This is a genomic window from Streptomyces sp. 17_S59, from assembly GCF_056930295.1.
Genome location: NZ_JBXOWD010000001.1, coordinates 5,872,070 through 5,896,010, shown reverse-complemented (window position 1 = coordinate 5,896,010; position 23,941 = coordinate 5,872,070). Strand labels below are relative to the sequence as shown.

20 protein-coding genes are annotated in these 23,941 nt (G+C 72.8%); 10 read left to right on the top strand and 10 right to left on the bottom strand.

Translation table 11 applies throughout. The features are described 5' to 3' along the window. Positions 1-82 precede the first annotated feature (82 nt). Together AC1Z4A_RS26830 and AC1Z4A_RS26825 are read left to right on the top strand one after the other, a co-directional pair. Entirely contained in the window at positions 83-1,768 is a 1,686-nt protein-coding gene (locus tag AC1Z4A_RS26830; RefSeq protein ID WP_483682433.1) for a BCCT family transporter, read from the top strand. Positions 1,769-1,820: 52 nt separating this feature from the next. Beyond that, on the top strand, positions 1,821-3,662 hold the full coding sequence (locus AC1Z4A_RS26825; RefSeq protein ID WP_483682432.1) for an AMP-dependent synthetase/ligase: 1,842 nt from the start codon (positions 1,821-1,823) through the stop codon (positions 3,660-3,662). On the opposite strand, the gene AC1Z4A_RS26820 is transcribed toward AC1Z4A_RS26825, so the two are convergent. Further along, complete coding sequence (locus tag AC1Z4A_RS26820) at positions 3,659-5,077, bottom strand: phytoene desaturase family protein (RefSeq protein ID WP_483683742.1); 1,419 nt, start codon at positions 5,075-5,077, stop codon at positions 3,659-3,661. The genes AC1Z4A_RS26825 and AC1Z4A_RS26820 overlap by 4 nt on opposite strands. Before the next feature lie 59 nt (positions 5,078-5,136). Next, positions 5,137-5,964 carry an inositol monophosphatase family protein gene (locus AC1Z4A_RS26815; protein ID WP_483682431.1) on the bottom strand — a complete coding sequence of 276 codons (828 nt, stop codon included), beginning with the start codon at positions 5,962-5,964 and terminating at the stop codon, positions 5,137-5,139. 131 nt (positions 5,965-6,095) lie between these two features. Between AC1Z4A_RS26815 and lplAB the strand changes: the two genes are divergently transcribed. Then, positions 6,096-7,154, top strand: a complete 1,059-nt coding sequence (gene lplAB / locus AC1Z4A_RS26810; RefSeq protein ID WP_483682430.1) for a lipoate-protein ligase LplAB — start codon at positions 6,096-6,098, stop codon at positions 7,152-7,154. A 33-nt stretch (positions 7,155-7,187) separates the two neighbouring features. On the opposite strand, the gene AC1Z4A_RS26805 is transcribed toward lplAB, so the two are convergent. Genes AC1Z4A_RS26805 through AC1Z4A_RS26790 form a run of 4 tightly spaced genes read right to left on the bottom strand, consistent with a single transcriptional unit; the run spans position 7,188 to position 11,783 of the window. Further along, positions 7,188-8,189 carry a TIGR03842 family LLM class F420-dependent oxidoreductase gene (locus AC1Z4A_RS26805; protein WP_483682429.1) on the bottom strand — a complete coding sequence of 334 codons (1,002 nt, stop codon included), beginning with the start codon at positions 8,187-8,189 and terminating at the stop codon, positions 7,188-7,190. Positions 8,190-8,239: 50 nt separating this feature from the next. Beyond that, a complete protein-coding gene (hydA, locus tag AC1Z4A_RS26800; protein ID WP_483682428.1) occupies positions 8,240-9,640 on the bottom strand; it encodes a dihydropyrimidinase in 1,401 nt (466 codons plus the stop codon). Beyond that, a complete protein-coding gene (locus tag AC1Z4A_RS26795; RefSeq protein ID WP_483683741.1) occupies positions 9,637-10,911 on the bottom strand; it encodes an aspartate aminotransferase family protein in 1,275 nt (424 codons plus the stop codon). Before AC1Z4A_RS26795 ends, hydA begins: the two co-directional genes overlap by 4 nt. A gap of 29 nt (positions 10,912-10,940) precedes the next feature. Then, a complete protein-coding gene (locus AC1Z4A_RS26790; protein WP_483682427.1) occupies positions 10,941-11,783 on the bottom strand; it encodes a nitrilase-related carbon-nitrogen hydrolase in 843 nt (280 codons plus the stop codon). Positions 11,784-12,026: 243 nt separating this feature from the next. On the opposite strand from AC1Z4A_RS26790, the gene AC1Z4A_RS26785 reads away from it, so the two are divergent. Next, the gene (locus AC1Z4A_RS26785) at positions 12,027-12,587 is read left to right on the top strand and encodes an isochorismatase family protein (RefSeq protein ID WP_483682426.1); all 561 of its coding nucleotides are present in this window, start codon (positions 12,027-12,029) and stop codon (positions 12,585-12,587) included. Between the two features lie 47 nt (positions 12,588-12,634). Here AC1Z4A_RS26785 and AC1Z4A_RS26780 read toward each other — a convergent pair whose 3' ends face one another. Together AC1Z4A_RS26780 and AC1Z4A_RS26775 are read right to left on the bottom strand one after the other, a co-directional pair. Next, positions 12,635-13,810 (bottom strand): DUF6545 domain-containing protein, encoded by a 1,176-nt coding sequence (locus AC1Z4A_RS26780; protein ID WP_483682425.1) that lies wholly within the window; start codon positions 13,808-13,810, stop codon positions 12,635-12,637. 1 nt (position 13,811) lies between these two features. Next, on the bottom strand, positions 13,812-14,306 hold the full coding sequence (locus tag AC1Z4A_RS26775) for a hypothetical protein (protein ID WP_483682424.1): 495 nt from the start codon (positions 14,304-14,306) through the stop codon (positions 13,812-13,814). Positions 14,307-14,619: 313 nt separating this feature from the next. On the opposite strand from AC1Z4A_RS26775, the gene AC1Z4A_RS26770 reads away from it, so the two are divergent. The 6 genes from AC1Z4A_RS26770 to AC1Z4A_RS26745 all read left to right on the top strand — a co-directional run bounded on the left by AC1Z4A_RS26770 (position 14,620) and on the right by AC1Z4A_RS26745 (position 22,413). Then, positions 14,620-15,798 carry an amidohydrolase family protein gene (locus AC1Z4A_RS26770; RefSeq protein WP_483682423.1) on the top strand — a complete coding sequence of 393 codons (1,179 nt, stop codon included), beginning with the start codon at positions 14,620-14,622 and terminating at the stop codon, positions 15,796-15,798. Positions 15,799-15,947: 149 nt separating this feature from the next. Next, entirely contained in the window at positions 15,948-16,832 is an 885-nt protein-coding gene (locus tag AC1Z4A_RS26765; protein ID WP_483682422.1) for an SGNH/GDSL hydrolase family protein, read from the top strand. Positions 16,833-16,972: 140 nt separating this feature from the next. Then, positions 16,973-18,763 carry a gamma-glutamyltransferase gene (gene ggt, locus AC1Z4A_RS26760; protein ID WP_483683740.1) on the top strand — a complete coding sequence of 597 codons (1,791 nt, stop codon included), beginning with the start codon at positions 16,973-16,975 and terminating at the stop codon, positions 18,761-18,763. A gap of 132 nt (positions 18,764-18,895) precedes the next feature. After that, entirely contained in the window at positions 18,896-19,348 is a 453-nt protein-coding gene (locus AC1Z4A_RS26755; RefSeq protein ID WP_483683739.1) for an RrF2 family transcriptional regulator, read from the top strand. Positions 19,349-19,458: 110 nt separating this feature from the next. Further along, entirely contained in the window at positions 19,459-20,649 is a 1,191-nt protein-coding gene (locus AC1Z4A_RS26750) for a globin domain-containing protein (RefSeq protein ID WP_483682421.1), read from the top strand. A gap of 165 nt (positions 20,650-20,814) precedes the next feature. Continuing rightward, positions 20,815-22,413, top strand: a complete 1,599-nt coding sequence (locus AC1Z4A_RS26745) for a CocE/NonD family hydrolase (protein WP_483682420.1) — start codon at positions 20,815-20,817, stop codon at positions 22,411-22,413. Between the two features lie 7 nt (positions 22,414-22,420). Here AC1Z4A_RS26745 and AC1Z4A_RS26740 read toward each other — a convergent pair whose 3' ends face one another. Continuing rightward, a complete protein-coding gene (locus AC1Z4A_RS26740) occupies positions 22,421-23,296 on the bottom strand; it encodes an amino acid ABC transporter permease (RefSeq protein WP_483682419.1) in 876 nt (291 codons plus the stop codon). Then, positions 23,293-23,937, bottom strand: coding sequence for an amino acid ABC transporter permease (locus AC1Z4A_RS26735; RefSeq protein WP_483682418.1), 645 nt, complete (start codon positions 23,935-23,937; stop codon positions 23,293-23,295). The genes AC1Z4A_RS26740 and AC1Z4A_RS26735 overlap by 4 nt, the downstream gene beginning before the upstream one ends. Positions 23,938-23,941: the final 4 nt, after the last annotated feature.

Below are 23,941 nucleotides of genomic sequence, written 5' to 3'. Positions count from 1 at the left end.
CGGGAGACCGTGCGGCTGCCCATGCCCCGGGGCGGCGCGCCAGCCCGATCATTCAGGTCGATTCCGGCCATAGTGGGGCGTCATGAGCACCGAGAACACCGCCGTGCCCGCACAGGCTCAGGAGGAACCCCCGGACATGCCGCTCGTCGCCGCCGGCGGGCTCGCGGTCCTGGCGGTGGTCGCGTGGGCGGCGCTGGGCAAGCGCTCCTTCGACCGGGTCACGACGGCCGCCCTGGACTGGGTGCTGTCCAACTTCGCCTGGCTCTTCGTGATCGCCGCCGATGTCTTCCTCGCGCTGTGCGTGGTCATCGCCGTCAGCCGCTTCGGCCGGATCAGGCTCGGGGAGGACGACTCCCGGCCCGAGTTCGGCAACCTCGCGTGGATCGCGATGATGTTCAGCGCGGGCATGGGCATCGGCTTGATGTTCTACGGCGTCGGCGAGCCGCTTCAGCACTTCGTCTCCCCGCCCCCGGGCAGCGGCGTCACCGCGGGCACTCCCCTGGCCGCCCGCACGGCCCTGGAGTACTCCTTCTTCCACTGGACCCTGCACCCCTGGGCCATCTACGGCATGGCCGGACTGGCCCTCGCCTACGCGGGCTTCCGCAAGGGCCGGGGCAACCGGCTCAGCTCGGCCTTCGTGCCGCTGCTCGGCGAGGAGCGGGCGGCGGGCTGGCCGGGGCGGGTCATCGACCTGCTCGCCGTCTTCGCGACCGTCTTCGGCACGGCGACCAGCCTGGGCCTGGGCGCCCTCCAGGTCGCCAAGGGCCTGAACATCACCACCGGGGCGCATGAGACCAAGAGCCTCGAACTGGTCATCATCGCCTCGCTGTCGGCCGCCTTCGTGCTCTCGGCCTTCTCCGGGCTGCACAAGGGCGTGAAATGGCTGAGCACCCTCAACATCGCGCTCGCCGCCTGTCTGATGCTCTTCGTCTTCCTGCTCGGCCCCACGGTCTTCGTCCTCAACACCGTTCCGGCCGCGGCGGGCGGCTATCTGCACGACCTCCTGCCCCTGGCCACGCGCACGGGGGCGTTCACCGACTCCAAGTGGCTCGGTGCGTGGACGATCTTCTACTGGGCGTGGTGGCTGTCCTGGGCGCCGTTCGTGGGCACCTTCATTGCCCGTATCTCCCACGGCCGCACGATCCGGGAGTTCCTCGTCGGCGTGCTGCTGGTGCCGAGCGGTGCGACGGTGGTCTGGTTCTGCGTCATGGGCGGCAGCGCCCTGCGCCTGGACATGACGGGCACGGCCGACATGGCGGGCACGGTCGCCCAGGGCGCGGAGGCATCGCTGTTCGCCCTGCTCGACACGCTGCCGCTCGCCACGCTGACCGCGTGGATCGCGATGGCGCTGGTCATGACGTACTTCGTCACGAGCGCGGACTCCGCGTCCCTGGTGATGGGCTCCCTCTCCAGCCGGGGCGCGCTGCACCCGCGCACCTGGCTGGTGGTGGTGTGGGGCGTGCTCATGGCCGCGGTGGCGGCCGTGCTGCTGGTGGCGGGCGGGCTGAAGTCCCTCCAGTCGGCGACGATCCTGGTCGCCCTGCCGTTCGTGCTGGTGATGCTGGCCCTGTGCTGGTCCCTGCTGTCGGAGCTGAGCACGGACCCGGGGGCGGGGGCGGCCCGTCACCACGCGCTGCACGGGCTGCGGGACGCGCTGCGGACGATGGTGGGCGAGGCGGTCTCGGAGCACGGGGGGCCGGTCCGGCACGCGCGGCTGCGGCGGGTGGCGATGCGGGACCGGGGGGATGACAGGGGCGCGGGTGGGTAGTTCGGACTCCGACGTCCCTCCCCCGACACCACGGAACGCGGGTGATACGCACATGACGCACACCCCACGACAGAACGCCCGGCAGGACGCCCGGCAGGACACCCGGCACGACACCTCCGCCCCGGCGGCCCCCGGCGACCCGCTCGCCCACTCCCGCGGGGCACGCACCGTGGCCGAGGCGTTCGAGACGACCGCCGCCGCCTTCGCCGGCCACCCCGCACTGCGCGGCCCGGACGGCCGCATCCACACCTGGGCCGAGTACCGCGACGCCGCCCGGCGCTGCGCGGCCGGCCTGCTGCGCCTGGGCTCACGGCGCGGGGACACCCTCGCCCTGCTGCTCGGCAACCGCCCGGAGTTCCACCTGGCGGACGCGGCCGCCACGATCGCCGGCATCACGACCTGCTCGCTCCACCTCACCGCCCCGCAGGCGGAGTTGCGCCACCTGGTCACGGACTCCGGTGCGGCCGTGCTGGTCTGCGACGCGGAGCGCCTGGGCCGGGCCGAGGAGCTGCTGCGCAGCTGCCCCGGGCTGCGCTGCGTCGTGGTCGCCGGCCAGGCCCCGCCCGGCCGCCCGGACGTCCACGCCCTGGACGAACTGCTGGCCGCGGACCCGGCGGGCTCGGACGGGCACCGGCCCTCCCCCGACGACGTGCTGACGGTCGTCTACACCTCGGGCACGACTGGCTCGCCCAAGGGCGTGGAACTCACCCACGCGGCCGGGCTCGCCGGGGCACGCGCCTTCCTGGACCGGGTGCCGCTGCCGCCGGGCTGCCGGATCGTGTCGTACCTGCCCATGGCGCACATCGCCGAGCGCTCCTGCTCGCACTACCTGCCCATGACACTGGGCGCCGACGTCACCTGCTGCCCCGACCCGGAGCGGCTCTTCGACGTACTGCCCGAGGTGCGGCCGCAGTGGCTGTTCTCCGTGCCCCGCATGTGGGAGAAGCTGGAGCGCAGGCTGCTCGCCGAACTGGAGGGGGCACCGGCCGGCTTCCGCGCGGGGGTGCTGCGCGGGCTGCGGCTGGGCGCCGCGCTCGAGCGGGGGGACGCGGCCGCGGACGCGCGCGAGGAGTACGCCCGCCTCGACGGGTCGCACCTGGCGCCCGTGCGCGCGCTGCTGGGGCTGGACCGCATCCGGTACCTGCACGTGGGCGCCGCGCCGGTGCGCGAGGAGACGGTGCTGTTCCTGCGGGCGCTGGGGCTGGACCTCGGCGAGGTCTGGGGGATGACGGAATCGTGCGCGTCCGTGTGCGTGACCGTGCCCGGGGAGCACCGGCTCGGCTGGATCGGCCCGCCGCTGCCCGGGATGGAGGTGCGCACGGCGGCCGACGGCGAGGTCCTCGTCCGGGGGCCGGTCACCATGCGCGGCTACCGCGGCAAGCCCCGCGAGACCGCAGAGATCCTCGACCGGCAGGGCTGGCTGCACACGGGCGATCTGGGCGAGCTGGACGAGAACGGCGCGCTGCGGGTGACCGGGCGCAAGAAGGACCTGATCGTCAACTCCTACGGGAAGAACATGTCGCCGGTCAGGATCGAGCAGGAGATAGCCCGCGAGGACCCGCTGATCGACCAGGTGTGCGTGGTGGGCGACGGCCGCCCCTACAACGTGGCTCTCCTCACCCTCGCCGGGGAGGCGAGGGAGAAGGACGCCGTCGGCGAGGAGGTGGAGGACCGGCTGCGCGGCGCGGTCGCCCGGGGGAACGAGCGGCTGTCGCGGCCCGAGCAGGTCAAGCGGTTCGCCGTGGTGGACGGCGCCTGGACGCCGGAGTCCGGGCTGGTCACGGCCACTTTGAAGATGCGTCGGCAGCAGGTGGCACGGCGGTACGCGGACGTGGTCGAGCAGCTCTACGCGGGCGGCGGCCTGGCGCCGGACGCCCCCTCGGACGCCTCCTAGTCCGCGCCGCCGGCGCGCAGCCTCCGCCACACCGCCCTGGCCGCGTGGTGCCCGGACATGCCGTGCACGCCGGGGCCGGGCGGGGTGGCGGAGGAGCAGATGAAGACGGACGGGTGGGCGGTGGCATAGGGGATGCGGGCGAGCCGGGGCCGGACGAGCAGCCGCAGCCCGGCCACCGACCCGATGGCGATGTCGCCCCCGACGTAGTTGGCGTTGCGGGCGGCCAGCTGCGGCGGTCCGGCGGTGGCACGGGCGAGGACGAGGTCGCGGAAGCCGGGTGCGAAGCGCTCGAGCTGGCGCTCGATGGCCTCGGTGGCGTCCCCCTCCCAGCCGTTGGGCACGTGCCCGTACACCCAGAAGGTGTGCTGGCCCGCCGGGGCACGGGTGTCGTCGACGATGCTCGGCTGGGCCGTGATCAGGAACGGGACGGAGGGGGCGCGGCCGTCGAGGGCGGCGCCCAGGGCGGCGCCGATCTCGCCGATGGTGGGGCCGATGTGGACGGTGCCGGCCCGGCGGGCGGGTTCCGCGGTCCAGGGGACGGGCCCGTCCAGGGCGTAGTCGATCTTGAAGACGGCAGGGCCGTAGTGGAAGTGCCGGTAGGCGCCGCCGAGCCCGGCGATCCGGGCGAGGGCGGTGGGCGAGGTGTCGAAAACGAACGCGCGGGCGGGCGGCAGGTCGTCCAGGTGCTTGACCTCGAAGCCGGTGTGGATGACGCCGCCCAGCTCGCGCAGGTACGAGCCGAGGGCGTCGGCGATCGACTGCGAGCCGCCGCGCGGCACGGGCCAGCCGCGCTCGTGCGCGGCGAGGGCGAAGACCAGGGCCATGCCGCCGGTGCCGAAGCCGCCGAGCGGTGCGATGCCGTGGGCGGCGAGCCCGGCGAGCAGGCCGCGGGCCTTGGCGTCCCGGAAGCGGGTCCGGGCCAGCAGGCTCGCGGGCTGGCCGGCCACCAGGCCGAAGCGGGCGTAGGTGACCGGGTCGCGCGGCAGGCCGTCCCACTGGGTGCGCAGGAAGTCGGCCGCGATGGTGGCCCAGCGGCCGCGGAAGGGCGCCACCAGCCGCCGGTAGGCCCCGGCGTCGCGCGGCCCGAGCGAGGAGGCGGTCTCGCCGACGAGCCGGGAGAGGACGGCGGCCGTGCCGTCGGGGAAGGGGTGCGCCATCGGCAGGTCGGGGTGGAGCCACTCCAGGCCGTGCCGGGCCAGGGGCATCGCCTCGAACGCGGGCGAGCCCACGCCCAGCGGGTGCACGGCGGAGCAGGGGTCGTGGCGGAAGCCGGGGAGGGTCAGCTCCTCGGTGCGGGCGCCGCCGCCGATGGCGTCGGCGGCCTCGAACACCTCCACCGACAGGCCCCGGCGGGCCAGTTCGACGGCGGCGGTCAGGCCGTTGGGTCCGGCTCCCACAACGACCGCGTCGAGCATGGTGGCCACGGAACGGGCTCCCCTCGTCTGCTGATGACGCCCGCGCCCTTGACGGGACGTCAGCCGGCGGACGCCAGCAGCCCCAGGATATGCCGGAGGGTGGCGGCGTCCCGCGCCGCACTGAACGGCAGGGCGTTGCCGCCCGCGATGCGGAACGGCTCCCCGGCGACGGTGGCACTGGCACCGCCCGCCTCGGCCACCAGCAGCAGCCCGGGCGCGTGGTCCCAGGCGTTCTCCCAGGAGAAGGCGACGGCGTCCAGCGTGCCCTGCGCCACGTGCAGGTACTCCAGGCCGGCCGAGCCGCAGGGGCGCGGGGCGACCCCGTCCGTCATCAGGGTGCTCAGGACGCGCTTCTGCTCGTCGTCGGTGAAGTCGAAGTGCGAGGTGGCGACCTCCAGGGGGCGCCCGGGCTCGGGCGAACCGCAGTGCAGCGGCGCGCCGTTCAGCGTGGCTCCGCCGCCCCGGCGGGCGACGGCCATGAGGTCCAGCGCGGGCGCGTACGTCCAGGAGGCGAGCAGCTCGCCGCGGTGCGCGAGGCAGACCAGGGTGGTGAAACCGGGGTCGCCGTTGACGAACTGGCGGGTGCCGTCGACCGGGTCGACGATCCACACGGGCGCGTCGCCGCCCAGCGCCCCGAGGATCCCCGGGTCCGCGTGCACGGCCTCCTCGCCCACCACCACCGAGCCGGGCAGCAGGGCGGTGAGCGAGGCCGTCAGGTGCTCCTCGGCGAGCCGGTCCGCGACCGTCACCAGGTCGTGGGGGCCGTTCTTCTCGACGATCTCGTCCGCGGCCAGCTGCCGGAACCGCGGCACGATCTCGGCGGCCGCGGCCTTGCGGACCGCTTCCTCTACGTCGGCCAGACCACCTGCGAGAAATTCATCGATCATATGAACCATCGAACCATGAGGCGCCGACAACCGGTGAGGGGGTGATGGCCCCACGCTGTCCGTCCGGTGAACGGCTCGTGCGGAGTTACGGTGGACGGCCGGAAGAACAGGCAGAGGCTGGAGGACGCGCCGTGTACCACGGTGAATACAAGGTGCCGGGCGGCAAGCTCGTCGTCGTGGACCTGGAGGTTGCGGACGGGGTGCTGCACGGGGTGCGGGTGGCCGGGGACTTCTTCCTGGAGCCCGACGAGGCGCTCCTCGCCATCGACGGCGCCCTGGAGGGCGCCCCCGCCGACGCCCCCGCCGCACAGCTCGCGGCCCGCATCGACGCAGCGCTCCCCGAGGGCACGGTGATGTTCGGCCTGACGTCGGAGGCGGTGGGCATCGCGGTGCGGCGGGCCCTGGCGCAGGCCAAGGACTGGACGGACTTCGACTGGCAGCTGATCCACGACGGGCCCCAGTCCCCCGCCCTGCACATGGCCCTCGACGAGGTGCTCACCGCCGAGGTCGCGGCCGGGCGCCGGCCGCCGACGCTGCGGGTGTGGGAGTGGGGCGCCCCCGCGGTCGTCATCGGCAGCTTCCAGTCGCTGCGCAACGAGGTCGACCCGGAGGGCGCGGCCCGGCACGGCATGACGGTCGTCCGCCGCATCTCGGGCGGCGGTGCCATGTTCATCGAGCCGGGCAACACCATCACGTACTCGCTGTGCGTGCCGGACGCCCTCGTCCAGGGCCTCTCCTTCGCGGACAGCTACGCGTACCTGGACGACTGGGTGCTGGGCGCGCTGGCGGACATGGGCGTGAAGGCCTGGTACCAGCCGCTGAACGACATCGCCACGGACGCCGGGAAGATCGCGGGGGCGGCGCAGAAGCGGGTGGTGGCCGGGGGCGGGGCCGTGCTGCACCACGTGACGATGGCCTACGACATCGACGCAGAGAAGATGCTCGACGTGCTGCGCATCGGGAAGGAGAAGCTCTCCGACAAGGGCACGAAGAGCGCGAAGAAGCGGGTGGACCCGCTGCGGCGCCAGACGGGGCTGACGCGGGCGGCGGTCATCGAGCGGATGATCGAGACGTTCCGGGGGCGGTACGGGCTGGTGGAGGGCGCGGTGACGCCGGAGGAACTGGCCCGGGCGGAGGAGCTGGCGGCGACGAAGTTCTCGTCGGAGGAATGGACGGCGAGGGTGCCGTAGCCGGCCTCCGGCGGTTCTTTCCCCACCCCGCCCTCAGCCCAGCGCCGGGATCAGGCTCTCCCCATACGCCTCGATCGTCTCCTCCTTCGCATCGTGCATCGCATACACCGCAAACTGATCCACCCCCAACCCCCGCAGCCTCTCCAGCCGCTCCCGGTGCGCCTCCACCGGACCCAGCAGGCAGAAGCGGTCCACGATCTCGTCGGGGACGAAGTCCGTCGACGGGTTCCCGGCCCGGCCGTGGTGGCTGTAGTCGTAGCCCTTGCGCTGCTCGATGTAGGCCGTCAGGGCCTCCGGGACCATCCCGGAATGCGCTCCGTACCGCTCCACCAGGTCGGCCACGTGGTTGCCCACCATCCCGCCGAACCACCGGCACTGCTCGCGCGCATGCGCCAGGTCGTCCCCGACGTACGCGGGCGCGGCCACGCAGATGGCGACCGAGGCCGGGTCGCGGCCCGCCTCGGCCGCCGCGGTGCGGACCGCCTTGATCATCCACTCCGTCAGATACGGGTCCGCGAGCTGCAGGATGAAGCCGTCGGCCTCGCGGCCCGCCAGGGCCAGCGCCTTGGGGCCGTAGGCGGCCATCCACACGGGCAGCCGGCCCTCGCGGACCCAGGGGATCCGGAGCGTCTTCCCGTCCCCGATGTCCGCCTCCCGGCCCTCCGCGAGGTCCCGGATGACGCGCATGGCCTCGCTCAGCGTGGCGAGGGTGTTGGGCTTGCGCCCGGCCACCCGCATCGCGGAGTCGCCCCGGCCGATGCCGCACACGGTGCGGTTGCCGTACATGTCGTTGAGCGTGGCGAAGGTGGAGGCCGTGACCTCCGGGGTGCGGGTGGAGGGGTTGGTGACCATGGAGCCCACGATCAGCCGCTCGGTGTGTTCCAGGATGCGGCTGTAGATGACGAAGGGCTCCTGCCACAGCACGGCGGAGTCGAAGGTCCAGCCGTAGCGGAAGCCCGCCCGCTCGGCACGGCGCATCAGCTCCACGACGGCGGAGGCGGGCGGGTCGGTCTGGAGGACGAGGCCGAAGTCCACGTGCGATGTGCTCCTTACGCGAGTGACACGGGTGACACGGATGACATCAGTTACGTGAGGTATTGACAGGTCGTGCGGGGCACGAAGCGTCCATGCCCCGCCCGCCCCGTGAACTTCCCCCGCTCGATGACCGTTTCACCCCGCGAGAGCACCGTCTCCACCCGCCCGGTGATCCGCTTGCCCTCGTACGCCGAGTAGTCGACGTTCATGTGGTGGGTCGCGGCGGAGATCGTCTGCCGGGCGTGCGGGTCGTAGACGACGATGTCGGCGTCGCCGCCGGGGGTGATCGTGCCCTTGTGCGGGGCGAGGCCGAACATCCGGGCGGGCGCGGCGCAGGCGATCTCGATCCAGCGGCGCCGGGAGATATGGCCGTCGACCACGGCCTGGTGGAGGAGGTCCATGCGGTTCTCCACCCCGGGCAGGCCGTTGGGGATCTTCGAGAAGTCGCCCCGGCCCAGCTCCTTCTGGCCGGAGAAGCAGAAGGGGCAGTGGTCGGTGGAGACGACCTGGAGGTCGTCGGTGCGCAGCCCGCGCCAGAGCGCGGCCTGGTGCTCGCGGGGCCGCAGCGGCGTCGAGCAGACGTACTTCGCGCCCTCGAAGCCCGGCTCGGCGAGGTTGTCGGTGGACAGGAAGAGGTACTGCGGGCAGGTCTCGCCGAAGACCGGCAGGCCCTTGTCGCGGGCCTGCGCCAGCTCGGCCACGGCCTCCTCCGCGGAGACGTGCACGACGTACAGGGGGCTCCCGGCGACGCGCGCCAGCTGGATCGCCCGGTGGGTGGCCTCGGCCTCCAGCAGGGCCTTGCGGACCTCGCCGTGGTACCGGGGGTCGGTCCTCCCCGCTGCCAGGGCCTGTTCGACGAGGACGTCGATGGCGATGCCGTTCTCGGCGTGCATCATGATCAGGCCACCGTTGCCGGCGGCGCGCTGCATGGCCCGCAGGATCTGCCCGTCATCGCTGTAGAAGACCCCGGGGTAGGCCATGAAGAGCTTGAACGACGTCACGCCCTCCCCCACCAGCAGGTCCATCTCCTTCAGGGAACCCTCGTTCACATCGGAGAGGATCATGTGGAAGGCGTAGTCGATCGCACAGCGCCCGTCGGCCTTGGCGTGCCAGGCGTCCAGCCCGGCGCGCAGGGCCTGCCCACGCGGCTGCACCGCGAAGTCGACGACGGTCGTGGTGCCGCCCCAGGCCGCGGCCCGGGTGCCGGTCTCGAAGTCGTCCGAGGAGGCGGTGCCGCCGAAGGGAAGGTCGAAGTGGGTGTGGGCGTCGACGCCGCCGGGGACGACGTACTTGCCCGTGGCGTCGATCGTGCGGTCGGCCGTCCAGCCCTGGGCGTACGAGCTGCCCGGCGCGGCCAGCGCGGCGACCTTGCCGTCCTCGATCAGGACGTCCGCGAGCGTCTCCTCGGCAGCCGTGATCACCAGGCCGCCGCTGACGATCGTCCTGGTCATGGCCGCTCCTCGCCGTCGACGGCCTCCTGGGCCCGGCGCAGGGCCTGCTCCAGGATCGCCGCGCCCTCCTCGGCCTCGGCGACGGTGAGCGTCAGCGGCGGGGCGATGCGCAGGGCGTTGGCCTCGCGGCCGCCCTTGCCGATCAGCAGGCCCAGCTCCCGGGTGTGCTCCAGGACAAAGGAGGCGGCGCGGGGGGAGGGCGAGCCGTCGCGCTCGACCAGCTCGACGCCGATCATCAGGCCGCGGCCGCGCACTTCGCGGACGACCGGGAGCCCGGCGGCGATGGCGCGGAGCCGTTCGATGAGGAGGCCTCCGACGCGGCGGGCGTTGCCCTGGAGATCGTGTTCCAGGAGGTAGGTGAGGTTGGCGAGGCCGGCCGCCATGGTGACCGGGCTGCCGCCGAACGTCGAAATGGAGTTGGCGTCCAGGCAGTTCATGACCTCGGCGCGGGCGACGACGCCGCCGATGGACATGCCGTTGCCGATGCCCTTGGCGAAGGTGAGCAGGTCCGGGGGGCCGCTCGCGGCGTGTGCCTGCCAGCCCCAGAAGTGGTCGCCGGTGCGTCCCCAGCCGGTCTGCACCTCGTCGGAGATCCACAGGATGCCGTGCCGGTCGAGGACTTGGCGGAAGGCGGCGTAGAGCCCGTCGGGGGGCGCGGTGAACCCGCCCACGCCCTGGACGGGTTCGGCGATCAGCGCGGCGACGGTGCCGTGCGCCTGGCCGAGCACGTCCTCCAGGTCCGCCACGCACGCCTCGGTGAACTGTGCGTCGGACAGCTGCGCGTAGGGGCCCCGGCTGCGCACGGCGCCGTGCACGTACAGCGTCTGGAGCGGCGAGAGACTGGTGGGCGACCAGCTGGAGTTGCCGGTGACGCCGACCGTGGAGAAGGAGCGGCCGTGGTAGCTGTTGCGCATGGCCAGGATCTGGTTGGAGCGCCGGTAGGAGGTGGCCAGCAGCAGGGCCGCGTCGTTGGCCTCGGTGCCGGAGGTGGTGAAGAAGACCCGGGCGTCGGGGATGCCGGAGAGGGCGGCGATGCGCTCGGCCAGCTCGACCATGTGCCGGTCGAGGTAGAGGGTGGAGGTGTGCAGGATGCGGCCCGCCTGCTCGGTGACGGCCTTGGTGACCTCGGGCAGCGCATGGGCGGTCATGGTGGTGAGGATGCCGCCGAAGAAGTCGAGGTAGCGCCTGCCCTCGGCGTCCCAGACGTGCCGCCCCTCGCCGTGGGTCAGCTCCAGCGGCTCCCGGTAGTAGAGGGCCAGCCAGTCGGGCATGACGGCCCGGTGGCGCCGGTGCAGGGGGTTCACGGCCGCACCAGCCCCTCGTATGCGTCGGGCCTGCGGTCGCGGTAGAAGGCCCACTGCTGCCGGACCTCCTCGATGAGACCGAAGTCGAGGTCGCGCACGAGGAGTTCCTCCTTGGCGTCGCTGCCGACCGCCCCGACGAACTGCCCCCGGGGGTCGACGAAGTACGAGGTGCCGTAGAAGTCGTTGTCGCCGTACTCCTCCCGGCCGACGCGGTTGATCGCGGCGACGAAGTACTCGTTGGCGACGGCGGCGGCGGGCTGCTCCAGCTGCCACAGGTGGGCGGAGAGGCCGCGCGAGGTGGCGGAAGGGTTGTAGACGAGCTGGGCGCCCGCGAGGCCCAGCGCCCGCCAGCCCTCGGGGAAGTGGCGGTCGTAGCAGATGTAGACCCCGACCCTGCCGACGGCGGTGTCGAAGACGGGCCAGCCCAGGTTGCCGGGCCGGAAGTAGTACTTCTCCCAGAAGCCCTTGATCTGGGGGATGTGGTGCTTGCGGTACTTGCCGAGGTAGCTGCCGTCGGCGTCGATGACGGCGGCGGTGTTGTAGTAGAAGCCCGACTGCTCGACCTCGAAGACCGGCACGACGATCACCATGCCGGTCTCCCGGGCGAGGTCCTGCATCCGCCGCACCGTGGGCCCGTCCGGGACGGGCTCGGCCCAGCGGTAGTGCTCGCTCTCCTGCACCTGGCAGAAGTAGGGGGCGTTGAAGACTTCCTGAAAGCCGATCACCTTGGCGCCCTGCGCGGCGGCGGCGCGGGCGTGCTCCTCGTGTTTGGCGATCATCGACTCGGTGTCGCCGGTCCAGGTCGCCTGGACCAGTGCGGCGCGCACAACGTTGGCCATGAGCTGCTCCTATGCCGGGGCTTCAGCCAGGCTGACACACAAAGATCCTCCGCGTGTGCATGCGACCGTAGGTCCCGTCACACCGCGTGGCAAGACCACTGCGCCGCATGGTTGCGCCCGGCACGTCCCGCGGCCGCGACACGAGCAGGGCGCGAGCAGGGCACGAGCAGGGCACGAGCAGGGCACAACCAAAGAACGACAGGAACACTTGCAAGTTTTCCTGTCCATCTTTAGGCTGGCGGCATGCCTGCCACCACTCTTGATCCCCGGACCGCCCTCGTCCTGATCGACCTCCAGAAGGGCATCACCGCCCTGCCCTGCGCCCATCCGACCGCCGAGATCGTGGCGCGCGGCGCCCGGCTGGCCGCCGCCTTCCGCGCGCACGGCCTGCCGGTCGTCCTGGTCCGCGTCGTGGGCGCCGCGCCCGGCCGCACCGAGGCGCCGCCGCGCTCCGGGCGGTTCCCGGCCGACTTCGCCCAACTGGCGCCGGAGCTGGACCCCCAGGAGGGCGACATCGTGGTCACCAAGCACACCTGGGGCGCCTTCCACGGCACCGATCTGGACCTCCAGCTGCGCCGTCGGGGCGTCACCCAGATCGTCCTCGGGGGCATCGCGACGGGCGCCGGGGTGGAGTCGACGGCGCGTGCGGCGCACGAGCACGGCTATCACGTGACGGTCGTGACCGACGCGGTCACGGACATGGACGCGGAGGTGCACCGCCTCGTGGTCGAGAAGGTCTTCCCCCGGCTCGCGGAGACGGACACGACGGAGCGGGTGCTGGAGCTGCTGGCCGAGAGGGCGTAGGGACGCCGCCCGGCCCAGCCCCTGACCGGTTCCGGCCCCGGCCCCGGTCAGGGGACGGCGGCCGCGTCCGCGAAGGCCCGCACCGGGCGCGACCGCAGCGCCCGGCTGAGCCGCAGCAGGTGGCGGATCTCCCGGTGCACGGTGGACTCGCCCGCCAGCACCTGCGGGAGCAGGCTCTTGTCCAGCTCCCCGTGGTGGAGCTTGGGCGCCCCCGCCACCGCGTCCCGCCGCGTGGCCTCGATCCAGCAGGCCGTCGCGAGCAGGCGCCCCCGCTCGCTCCCGCCCGACCCGCTCGCGTGCCGCTCGGCCTCTTGCAGCAGGCCGGGCGAGGCCCAGCCGTCGTGGAGGAAGGTGATGCTGTCGCGGATGTCGACGACCCGCTGGTGCAGCTCCTCCCAGGTGTTGCCGAGCAGCAGCAGGTCGGGCACGCGCGAGCGCGGCTCCACCACCAGGAGGTCGGGGGTCGCCCGGCGCAGCAGTATCCACATGCCGTAGAGACGCTGTCTGCGGTACCAGTACAGGGACGCCCGGCGCAGCGGTTCCACGGCGGCCAGCGAGCAGCCGACCGCGACGAGGACGAACCGCGCGAAGGAACACCAGAATCCGGCCAGGGCGAGCCATGACGGTGCGTCACTGAACCAGCGGATCGCGCGGATCACCTGGTAGGGCACCTCGGCGGTGGTGCCGACGGCGAGCGCCAGCAGGCTCAGGCGCAGGACGGGGCTGCGCATCCGCAGGCCGTGCCACCAGAACAGCGCCCCCGCCCCCACCGCGGTGATCAGGCCATAGGCGGTCCAGCAGGCCGCGTAGACGGTCCACCAGCCGTGGGCCTGTGCCCCGAACCGGTCGGCAGCGGGGGTGACGGCGAAGAGCGCCACGGCGAGCACGGCCATGGTGGCCGCGCAGACCAGGGGGGTGCGGCGGAGCCGGCCGGGGGCGGGGCGGCTCGCCAGGTGCAGGGCGACCGCGAACCACCAGACGGCCGCGAAGTCGGTGAGCGCGACCAGGGCGACGGTCAGTTCGCTGGCCTTGGCGATCCCGGTGGTGTCGTCGATCCAGTGCGCCACCCCGGCCTGGATCATCAGCGATCCGGAGGCGAGCACCAGCAGGACGAACCACACGGGGCGCTGCGACGCGCGGCGCAGTCCCGGCAGGCGCACGGCGAGCACGGCCCACACCACGTAGAGAATGACCGATCGACAGCTCTCGACCCAGTCCGGCACATTATGCAAAGCCTGCTCCGAATAGTTCTTCCGCCTTGCGCTCCACCGCGCTGACGCGTTTCGGCCGCAACTGGCCCGCAATCTTCAGCACCATGGTGGAGAAGGTTTCCGCGAGTTCTTCCTCGGCGTTGTTGCACGCCTTGTTCGCCGCCGGTTCCGGGCCGCCCCGGAAGGCGACGCCCGGCGATTGCAGGCCGTCCGTCCCGTCGACCGGCAGTACCCCGTGCCCGGCCAGCATGTGGCAGATCTCGTGCAGGACGATGTGGTCCCGGTAGTACCCGGTCGCGGACGAGCGGTAGACGATGCGGTCCCCGGTCCCGTCGTCGAACCACAGCCCGAAGGGCATGGCGGGCAGGTCCATCGGATGCAGCGTCAGGGGGCGTCCCCGGGCTTCGGCCAGGCTGCGGCAGAGTGCTTCCACGTCCCACGGCCGGGGCAGTTCGGGGAGTTGCGCGACGAGCTTCGCAGCTTCGGCACGCAGCTGTTTCCTGGCCATGGGCTCCCCCCTCTCTTGTGTCCGCGGGCACCGCCGACTCAAGTGCCGACACCCCCTGGAGCCCCTGTCCGTCGACGGTCAGCGTACATGCTGGTTCTCCCTGCGTAACCGGCCGATTTCCGGGCGGTGTTGGGGGTGGTCGGATTCCTTCCGATGCCGGTGCGTATCCGTGGGTTGGCCGGGATCCGTCTTGACGCGGGGGCCATGTGCGAAGCGGTCCGGCGGGCATTCCGACCCCGGGTCGTCCGGGGTGGCGGAACCTGCTAGTCCTGGTCCGGTGCGTCGTCCGTGACAACCTTTGGGAGCAGTGTTCGTGAACAATTCCCTGTCGGCTCTCCGCGCCACCCGGCTGTTCGACGGCAGTGCCCTGCGCACCGGCCCGGTCATGGTTCTCGTCGACGGCGACCGCATCGTCGACGTCGATTTCAGCGGTGCCAACCCACCGGAGGGCTGGGCCTTCACGGACCTGGGGGACGTCACCCTCCTGCCGGGGCTCGTGGACGCGCACAGCCACCTGGTGTTCGACCCGAACGGCAACACCGAGCAGCAGATGGTGCACGACGACGACACCACCGTGCTGGCGCGCATGCGCGCCCACGCCGGGGCCGCGCTGCGGGCGGGGATCACCACCGTCCGCGACCTGGGGGACCGCGGCTACCTCGCGCTGCGGCTGCGCGAGGAGTTCGCCGACGGCGCTGTCGGCCCGCACCTCGTCGCGGCCGGCCCGCCCATCACCGTGGGCCGCGGCCACTGCTGGTACCTGGGCGGGGAGGCCGACGGGGCCGAGCAGGCAGTGGCCGCCGTCGAGGAGCGGGGCCGCCGCGGCGCGGACCTCGTCAAGGTGATGGCCACCGGGGGCATGTCCACCAGCGGCTCGAACCCCGGGGGTGCGCAGTACGGCCTGGCCGAGCTGCAGGCCGTCACCCGGGCCGCGCACGGGCTCGGGCTGCCCGTGACCGCGCACGCGCACGCGGCGGCGGGCATCGCCGACGCCGTGGCCGCCGGGGTCGACGGCATCGAGCACTGCACGTTCATGACCCCGCAGGGCGTGCGCCTCGACCCGGCGACCGCCGACGCCATGGCCGCCGCGGGCACCTTCGTGGGCTGCACGGTCGTCCGGCCCCGCGCGGACATGCCGGCCGAGGTCCTGCGGACCATCGAGCCCTACTGGGAGAACCAGGCGTCCCTGCACCGCCGGGGCGTCCGCGTCGTCTGCTGCACCGATGCCGGGATCAACCCGCACAAGCCCCACGACGTCCTGCCCTCGGACCTCGTGTACTTCGCCGCGCAGGTCGCCCCCAACGCCGAGGCGCTCGCCTCCGTCACCTCCCTCGCCGCGGAGTCCTGCGGCCTGGGGCGGCGCAAGGGCCGGATCGCCCCCGGCTACGACGCCGACCTCCTCGCCGTGGACGGCAACCCGGTCCAGGACATCGACGCGATACGGCGGGTCCGTGCGGTCCACCGTGCCGGGCGGCCGGTGGACCTCGGATAGCGGCCCCGTCCAGTGCGTCAGGGGGCCTGCTCTGCACCGAGATTGACAGAGTGTGACGGCGCGGCGGAGTCTGACCCCGCGATGATCGGCTGATTATCGCCGAACCACACCTGACATCGGATGACATCGGAGGCAGAACTGTGTCACAGGTGAGCGAAAGCGGCGCAAAGTACGGAAAGGCGCTGGCGGCGCTCGGTGCGTCCGCGGCCCTGGCGGTCGGCGCCGCCGCGCCCGCGACCGCCGCCCCGGACGCCACCCCGGCCCCCGGCGCACGCTACGTCGCCCTCGGCGACTCCTACACCTCCGCCCCCGGCGTCCCCACCCAGGTGGACGAGAACTGTGCGCGCTCGAACGTCAACTACCCGTCGCTCACCGCGAAGGGGCTGCACCAGAAGTCCTTCAAGGACGTCAGCTGCAGCGGCGCCAAGACCGACGAGATGTGGCGCGCCCAGGGCACCAACGCGCCCCAGCTGGATGCGCTCGGCCGCAACACCCGTCTCGTCACCCTCGGGATCGGCGGCAACGACATCGGCTTCGGCGACATCATCGGCACCTGCGCCAAGCTCTCCCCGACCGACCCCGCGGGCGCCCCCTGCAAGAACCAGTACACGGCGGACGGCACCGACCAGCTCGCCGCCCGCATCCAGGCCACGGCTCCCAAGATCGCCAAGGTGCTGAAGGACGTGCACCAGCGCGCCCCGCACGCCCGCGTCCTGGTCGTGGGTTACCCCACGATCATGCCGGACGACGGCGCCGGCTGCTTCCCGGCCGTCCCCATCGCCGCGGGTGACGTCCCCTACCTGCGCGAGACCGAGAAGAACCTCAACGCGATGCTGAAGCAGCAGGCCGCCGCGGCCCACGTCGGCTACGTCGACACCTTCGGCCCCACGGCCGGCCACGGCGTGTGCACGCCCACCGCGGACCGCTGGGTCGAGGGCGCGCGCCCCGAGAACCCGGCCGCCCCGTTCCACCCCAACGCCAAGGGCGAGCAGGCCATGGCGGGTGCGGTCCTGGCGGGGCTGCAAAGACACTGAGCCTCGGTCCCCTGTCGGCAGGCGGGCCCGGCGAGTAGGCTCCGGGGCCCGTCCGCCCGACTGGAGGCAGAATGGCCCTGCCCAGACCGACGCCCCTCCGACCGGCCCGCCGCGCGGGCCGCCGGACCACCCGTCGAACCCTGCCCGTACTCGCCGCGGCGGCCGCCGTCGTGGCCGGGCTGGGCATCGCGCCCGCCGGGGCCGCGAGCCCGCAGCACGCGCCGCCCCGCACGCCCGCGAAGTCGCCCGTCGCCACCGGCTACGGCGGAGTCGTCGCCAGCGTCGACCCCGACGCCTCGGCCGCCGGCATCGAAGTGCTGCGCCACGGCGGCAACGCCGTGGACGCCGCCGTGGCCACGGCCGCCGCCCTCGGCGTCACCGAGCCCTACTCCGCGGGCATCGGCGGCGGCGGCTTCTTCGTCCACTACGACGCCAGGACGCACAAGGTCTCCACCGTCGACGGCCGCGAACGCGCGCCCCTCAGCGCGGGCCCCGGCCTCTTCCTGGAGAACGGCAAGCCGATCCCCTTCAACGATGCGGTCACCAGCGGCCTGAGCGTCGGGACCCCCGGGACGCCCGCCACCTGGGACACCGCCCTGCGCACCTGGGGCAGCCGCTCGCTCGCCCAAGTACTGCGCCCCGCCGAGCGCCTGGCCCGCGACGGCTTCACCGTCGACGAGACCTTCCGGCAGCAGACCGCCGACAACCAGCAGCGCTTCAAGGACTTCCCCGCCACCGCAAAGCTGTTCCTGCCCGGCGGAAAGCCCCCGGTCGTGGGCACGACCCTGAAGAACCCCGACCTGGCCCGGACCTACGAACTGCTCGCCCGCCAGGGCGTGGACGCGGTCTACCGGGGCGAGGTCGGGCGCGACATCGTCCGTACGGTGCGCAAGCCCCCCGTCGACCCCGGCGCGCACCGCGTGGCCCGCCCCGGCGACCTGACGGAGCGGGACCTGCGCGCATACGCCACCAAGCGCCAGGACCCGACCCGCACTTCCTACCGCGGCCTCGACGTCTACGGCATGGCGCCCTCCTCCTCGGGCGGGACGACCGTCGCCGAAGCGCTCAACATCCTGGAGAACGGCAACCTCGGCAAGCTGGACCGGCAGACCTATCTGCACCGCTACCTCGAGGCGAGCCGCATCGCGTTCGCGGACCGCAACCGCTGGGTCGGCGACCCGGCGTTCGAGAAGGTCCCCGTCAAGGGGCTGCTCTCGCAGCGCTTCGCCGACTCGCGCGCCTGCCTGATCAAGGACGACGCGGTCCTGACCAGCCCCCTCGCACCGGGCGACCCGGACCGGCCCGCCTCCTGCGGCACGCGCGGTGCGGCCGCCCCCACGCCGTACGAGGGCGAGAACACCACCCATCTGACGGTGGCCGACAAGTGGGGCAACGTGGTGGCCTACACCCTCACCATCGAGCAGACCGGCGGCAGCGGCATCACCGTGCCCGGGCGCGGGTTCCTGCTCAACAACGAGCTGACGGACTTCTCCTTCACGCCCGTCAGCCCGGGCGTCCACGACCCCAACCTGCCCGGGCCGGGCAAGCGCCCGCGCTCGTCGATGTCGCCGACGATCGTCCTGGACCACGGCAGGCCCGCCTTCGCGCTGGGCTCGCCGGGCGGCGCGACGATCATCACCACCGTGCTCCAGACGCTGCTCAACCACGTGGACCGCGGGATGCCGCTCGTCGACGCGATCGCCGCACCGCGCGCCAGCCAGCGCAACGCGGCGACGACCGAGCTGGAACCGGGCCTGTGGAACAGCCCGCTGCGGCGGCAGCTGGAGGCCAAGGGCCATGTGTTCAAGCCGAACCCGGAGATCGGCGCGGCCACCGGGGTGCAGCGGCTGCCGGACGGGCGGTGGCTGGCCGCGGCCGAGACGACGCGGCGCGGCGGCGGTTCGGCGATGGTGGTGCGGCCGGCTCACTGAGCGCCCCGCACCCCCATGCCCCGCACGCCCTGGAGTCGACCGGCCGGCACGGGACGCCGCCCGCGGTGCCCGTGCCGGCCCCCTTCGCCCCCTTAATTGGATTCTCAGAATCCAAATATGTACGATGACGCCGTGCGCCTGACGAAGAGCACCGACATCGCCCTCCGCATCGCCATGCGCCTGGCCGTGATGGAGGACGCGGAGGACACCGCGGCGCCGACCACCCGCGAGGTGGCCGGCGCGGTCGGCGTGCCCTACACACACGCCGCGAAGGTGGTCAGCCGCCTGACGCACCTCGGCGTCGTCGAGGCCCGCCGGGGCCGCGGCGGCGGCCTCGCGCTCACCGCCACCGGGCGCACCGGCTCGGTCGGCCGGCTCGTGCGCGAGCTGGAGGGCGCAGGCGACGTCGTCGGCTGCGAGGACGACCCGCCCTGCCCCCTGCGCTCGGCATGCCGGCTGCGCGGCGCCCTGCGGGAGGCGCAGGAGGCGTTCTTCGCCGCACTCGATCCGTACACCATCGAGGACCTGACCGGCCCTCCGACCGGCCCCGTCCTGCTGAGCCTGAGCGCACCGCCGGGAAGCTGACCCCCTCCCCCCTCGCCGGGGGGCACCAAGGGGCGCCCCCCGTCCAAAAATACGAATCTCAGATACCAATTTTTCGTTCCGGAGCGCCGGACCCGACCGCAAGGAGCCCCATGCTGTCCCCGAAGTCGACCGAGATCGTCCGCGCCACCCTGCCCGCCGTCGGCGGGGCCATCGGCGAGATCACCCCGCTCTTCTACAAGAAGCTCTTCGCCGACCGCCCCGAGCTGCTGCGCGACCTCTTCAACCGCGGCAACCAGGCCGAGGGCAGCCAGCAGCAGGCCCTCGCGGGCGCCATCGCCGCCTTCGCCGTCGCACTGGTCGAGCGCCCGGACATACGCCCCGACGCGCTGCTCTCCCGCATCGCCCACAAGCACGCGTCGCTCGGCATCACCCCCGACCAGTACCCCCTGGTGCAGCGCCACCTGTTCGCGGCCATCGCCGAGGTGCTGGGCGACGCCGTCACCCCCGAGGTGGCCGCCGCCTGGGACGAGGTGTACTGGCTGATGGCGAACGCCCTCATCGCGCTGGAGGCCCGCCTGTACGAGGAGGCCGGGACCCCGGACGGAGCGGTGTGGCTGCCCTGCCGGGTCGTCGCCCGCCGCCGGGAGACCGCCGAGGTGACCACGTTCACCGTCCGCCCGGAGGGCGGCCGCCCGGTGCCCGCCGCCCGGCCGGGCCAGTACGTCTCCGTCCGGGTCACCCTGCCGGACGGCGCCCGGCAGATCCGCCAGTACAGCCTCTCCGGACAGCCGGAGGGCGCCCTCCGGTTCTCCGTGAAGCGGGTGACGGGCGATCCGGCCGGCGAGGTCTCCGGCCGCCTCCACGACCATGTGCAGGAGGGCGACACACTGCTCGTCAGCCGCCCCTTCGGCGACGTCTCCCTCGACGGCGGGGACGGCCCGCTGCTGCTCGCCTCGGCCGGGATCGGCTGCACGCCGATGACCGGCATGCTCGAGCACCTCGCCGCGACCGGTTCGCCGCGGCGCGTCGTCGTCGTGCACGCCGACCGCAGCGAGGCGACCCACGCCTTCCGCGCAGACCTGGAGCAGTTCGTCGCGAAGCTCCCGGACGCGGTGGCGCACGTCTGGTACGAGCAGCCGGAAGGCCCCTGGCCCGCCGACCGCACCGGCCTCGCCGACCTCTCCGGCATCGACGTCCCCGTCGGCACCACCGCCTACCTCTGCGGACCGCTTCCCTTCCTGCGCTCGGTCCGCACCCAGCTGCTGGCGGCGGGCGTACCGGCCGCCGCGATCCACTACGAGGTCTTCGGCCCCGATCTGTGGCAGGGCGGCGAAAGCTGAGCACCCGTCAGCACGGGGCGCCTCCCGCCCCGCGATCGTTACCCATGCGTAACTTGCCGGACCATTACCCCCGGTAAGGCACCGAGGTTACTTTCGAGTCACTTTGCATCGGCAGTGCCGCCGTCCCCGCCCCCGGGGCGGCGGCACCGACGTCAGGAGTGACCCGTGCGACACCCCCGCAAGGCCCTGCGCGCCGCGGCCGTCGGCGCCGCGTCCGTCGCGCTGCTGGCCGGGAGCGCCCTCGGCGCCGCCCCCGCCGCCCAGGCCGCACCCCGTACGAGCACGGCGGCAGCGGCCGCCCCGGCGGGCGTGCAGTTCACCGACATCCCGGGCTCCGGCGGCATCACCCTCAAGGGCAACGTCCTCACCCCCGGCGACGCCGGCGGCTCGCGCCGCTACCCCCTGATCGTCCTGCCCACCAGCTGGGCCATGCCGCAGTTCGAGTACCTGGCGCAGGCGAAGCAGCTGGCCGACTCCGGCTACATCGTGGTGAGTTACACCTCGCGCGGCTTCTGGCTCTCCGGCGGGGAGATCGAGACCGCCGGGCCGCCGGACGTCGCCGACGCCTCGCGGGTCATCGACTGGGCGCTCGCCCACACCCCCGCCGACCCCGCCCGGATCGGCATGGGCGGCATCTCCTACGGGGCGGGCATCAGCCTGCTCACGGCCGGGGCCGACAAACGGGTCAGAGCCGTGGTGGCCATGAGCGGCTGGGCGGACCTCATCGAGGCGATCTACGGGCAGCGCACCCAGCACGTCCAGGCCACCGGGATACTCGGCGGCCTGGGCGAGGTCACCGGCCGGCCCAGCGCGGAAATGCGCCACATGCTCGGCGAGTTCACCGGCCCCGACGTGGTCGCCAAGGAGCCCGAGCTGACCGCCTGGGCGGCCAAGCGCTCGCCCGCCACCTACCTGAAGGAGATCAACACCAACGGCGCGGCCGTGATGCTCGGCAACGCCTGGGGCGACTCGATCTTCCCGCCCAACCAGTACGTGTCGTTCTACGAGAAGCTCACCGGCCCCAAGCGCCTGGAGCTGCGCCCGGGCGACCACGCCACGGCCGAGGGCACCGGCCTGTTCGGGCTGCCCAACGACACCTGGACGAACGCCCGGCGCTGGTTCGACCGCCATCTGCGGGGCGTCGCCAACGGCATCGACCGCGAGCAGCCCGTACAGCTCAAGTCCCGCTCCGACGGCCGCTACGAGTCGTACGCCGACTGGACCGCCGTCGAGCGCAACCGGCGCACCGTCCCCCTGACCGGCGCGAGGACCGTCCACGCCAACGTCGACTCTGGTGCCGACGGCGGCATCGCGCTCCTCTCCAGCACCCTGGACCAGTTCCTGAAGCTGCCCCCGATGGTCTCGGTGCCGCTGCTGCCGCGCGCGTTCGCCGCGGTGTGGGAGACCGGCCCGTACGACCGCGCCCAGCAGGTGCGGGGCACGGTCCGGCTGCACACGACGCTGACGAGCAACAAGGAGAGCGGCACGGCGATCGCCTACCTCTACGACGTGGGCCCGCTGGGCGTGGGCAGGCTCGTCAGCCACGCCCCGTACACCTTCCACGGCCGCACGCCCGGGCAGCCGTTCGGGGTCGACCTCGACCTGTACGCGACCGCGTACGACGTGCCGGCCGGGCACCGGCTCGCCCTCGTCGTGGACACCGTGGACCCGCTCTACATCGAGCACAACCCGGCGGGCGCACGGCTGACGTTCTCCTCGCCCGCGGGCGACCCGTCCGTGCTGTCGGTCCCGGTGCGGGACTGACGCCCCCTCAGCCGTGGGCGGTGGATCCCGGCAGCAGCGTGCCCGGCTCGGCGGGGCCGACCTCCACGGCCTCCGTCTTCAGGCTGCGCCGCTGCCGCCTGGCCACCCAGGTGGCGAACCACGACAGCAGCATGCACATCCCGATGTAGATCGGGGAGATGACCATGACGACGGGGATGAACGGCAGGTCGTAGTCGAGGTTGCTGGCGATGAGCTTGCCGGCGTGCAGGAACTCCTCGTAGGTGATGAGGAAGCCGAGGGAGGTGTCCTTCAGGGCGACGACGAGCTGGCTGATGATGGTCGGCAGCATGGCGCGCAGCGCCTGGGGCACCAGGACATAGCCCATCACCTGCGTCTTGTACATGCCCAGCGAGTAGGCGGCCTCCCGCTGGCCGCGCTCGACGGCGTTCACGCCCGTGCGGAAGACCTCCGCGAGCACCGAGCCGTTGTAGAGGGTCAGCCCGGTGACGAGGGCGGGCAGCGGCTGGACCTTGAGGGCGACGAACACGAAGAAAATCATCACCAGGACGGGCATGGCCCGGAAGAACTCCACCAGGAGGGTGGCCGTCCAGCGCACCGGCCGGTGCACCGACAGCCGCCCGCAGGCGAGGACCGAGCCGAGGGCGAGGGAGAGCACGGCGGCGAACCCGAAGGCCCTGAGGGTGTTGCCGAGGCCGCGCAGCAGCATCTCCTGGATGCCCTTGTACTCGAAGGGCGTCCACTTCGCGGCCGTGAACTGCCCGGTGTCGAAGAGAAGGTAGAGGACGACGGCGAGGACGCCGAGGATGGCGGCGCCGGCAGCGAGGCCGTAGAGCCGGTGGCGGCGCCGGGTGTGCGGGCCGGGGATGTCGTAGAGGGCGGTCGACACGGCGATATCGGTCATCGGGCGACTCCCCAGCGCTTCTCCAGCACGTTGAAGACCGCGCTGATGGTCAGGGTCACGATCAGGTAGCCGACGGCGATCCAGATGAAGGACCAGATGATGCTGTAGCCCAGCTCGTTGAGGGTCTTGTAGGTGCCGAGCAGCTCGGTGACGCTGAACGACCCGGCGATCGCGGAGTTCTTGGCAAGGGCGATCAGGGTCGAGCCGACGGGCGGGATGACCGAGCGGAAGGCCTGCGGCAGGACGACGTCGCCGAGGGTCTGGCCGAAGGTCATGCCGAGGCTGCGGGCCGCCTCGCCCTGGCCGGTCGGCACGGTGTTGATGCCCGAGCGCAGGGCCTCGCAGATGAACGCCGAGGTGTAGCAGCCCAGGGCGATGACCGCGAAGAGCTGGAAGGGCAGGACGATCCCGAAGCGCGGCAGCCCCAGGAGCACCGCGAAGAACAGCAGGGTGAGCGGGGTGTTGCGCAGCACCGTCACCCACGCCGTGCCGAAGACGCGCAGCGAGCCGACGGGGGCGACGCGGAAGGAGGCCATCACGAAGCCGAGGGCGAGCGCGAGCAGCGAGGCGTAGACGGTCAGCTCGACGGTGCCGAGCAGCCCCTTGCCGTAGAGGGAGAAGTTGTCGGTGAGTACGTTCACGGAA

Excerpts from the sequence above, each read along its gene's own strand:
- AC1Z4A_RS26830 (WP_483682433.1), top strand. The coding sequence starts at position 83 with ATGAGCACCGAGAACACCGCCGTGCCCGCACAGGCTCAGGAGGAACCC.
- AC1Z4A_RS26775 (WP_483682424.1), bottom strand. The coding sequence starts at position 14,306 with ATGGCCAGGAAACAGCTGCGTGCCGAAGCTGCGAAGCTCGTCGCGCAA.
- AC1Z4A_RS26795 (WP_483683741.1), bottom strand. The coding sequence starts at position 10,911 with ATGCCCGACTGGCTGGCCCTCTACTACCGGGAGCCGCTGGAGCTGACC.
- AC1Z4A_RS26790 (WP_483682427.1), bottom strand. The coding sequence starts at position 11,783 with ATGGCCAACGTTGTGCGCGCCGCACTGGTCCAGGCGACCTGGACCGGC.
- AC1Z4A_RS26785 (WP_483682426.1), top strand. The coding sequence starts at position 12,027 with ATGCCTGCCACCACTCTTGATCCCCGGACCGCCCTCGTCCTGATCGAC.
- hydA (WP_483682428.1), bottom strand. The coding sequence starts at position 9,640 with ATGACCAGGACGATCGTCAGCGGCGGCCTGGTGATCACGGCTGCCGAG.
- AC1Z4A_RS26825 (WP_483682432.1), top strand. The coding sequence starts at position 1,821 with ATGACGCACACCCCACGACAGAACGCCCGGCAGGACGCCCGGCAGGAC.
- AC1Z4A_RS26750 (WP_483682421.1), top strand. The coding sequence starts at position 19,459 with ATGCTGTCCCCGAAGTCGACCGAGATCGTCCGCGCCACCCTGCCCGCC.
- AC1Z4A_RS26820 (WP_483683742.1), bottom strand. The coding sequence starts at position 5,077 with ATGCTCGACGCGGTCGTTGTGGGAGCCGGACCCAACGGCCTGACCGCC.
- AC1Z4A_RS26740 (WP_483682419.1), bottom strand. The coding sequence starts at position 23,296 with ATGACCGATATCGCCGTGTCGACCGCCCTCTACGACATCCCCGGCCCG.
- AC1Z4A_RS26815 (WP_483682431.1), bottom strand. The coding sequence starts at position 5,964 with ATGATCGATGAATTTCTCGCAGGTGGTCTGGCCGACGTAGAGGAAGCG.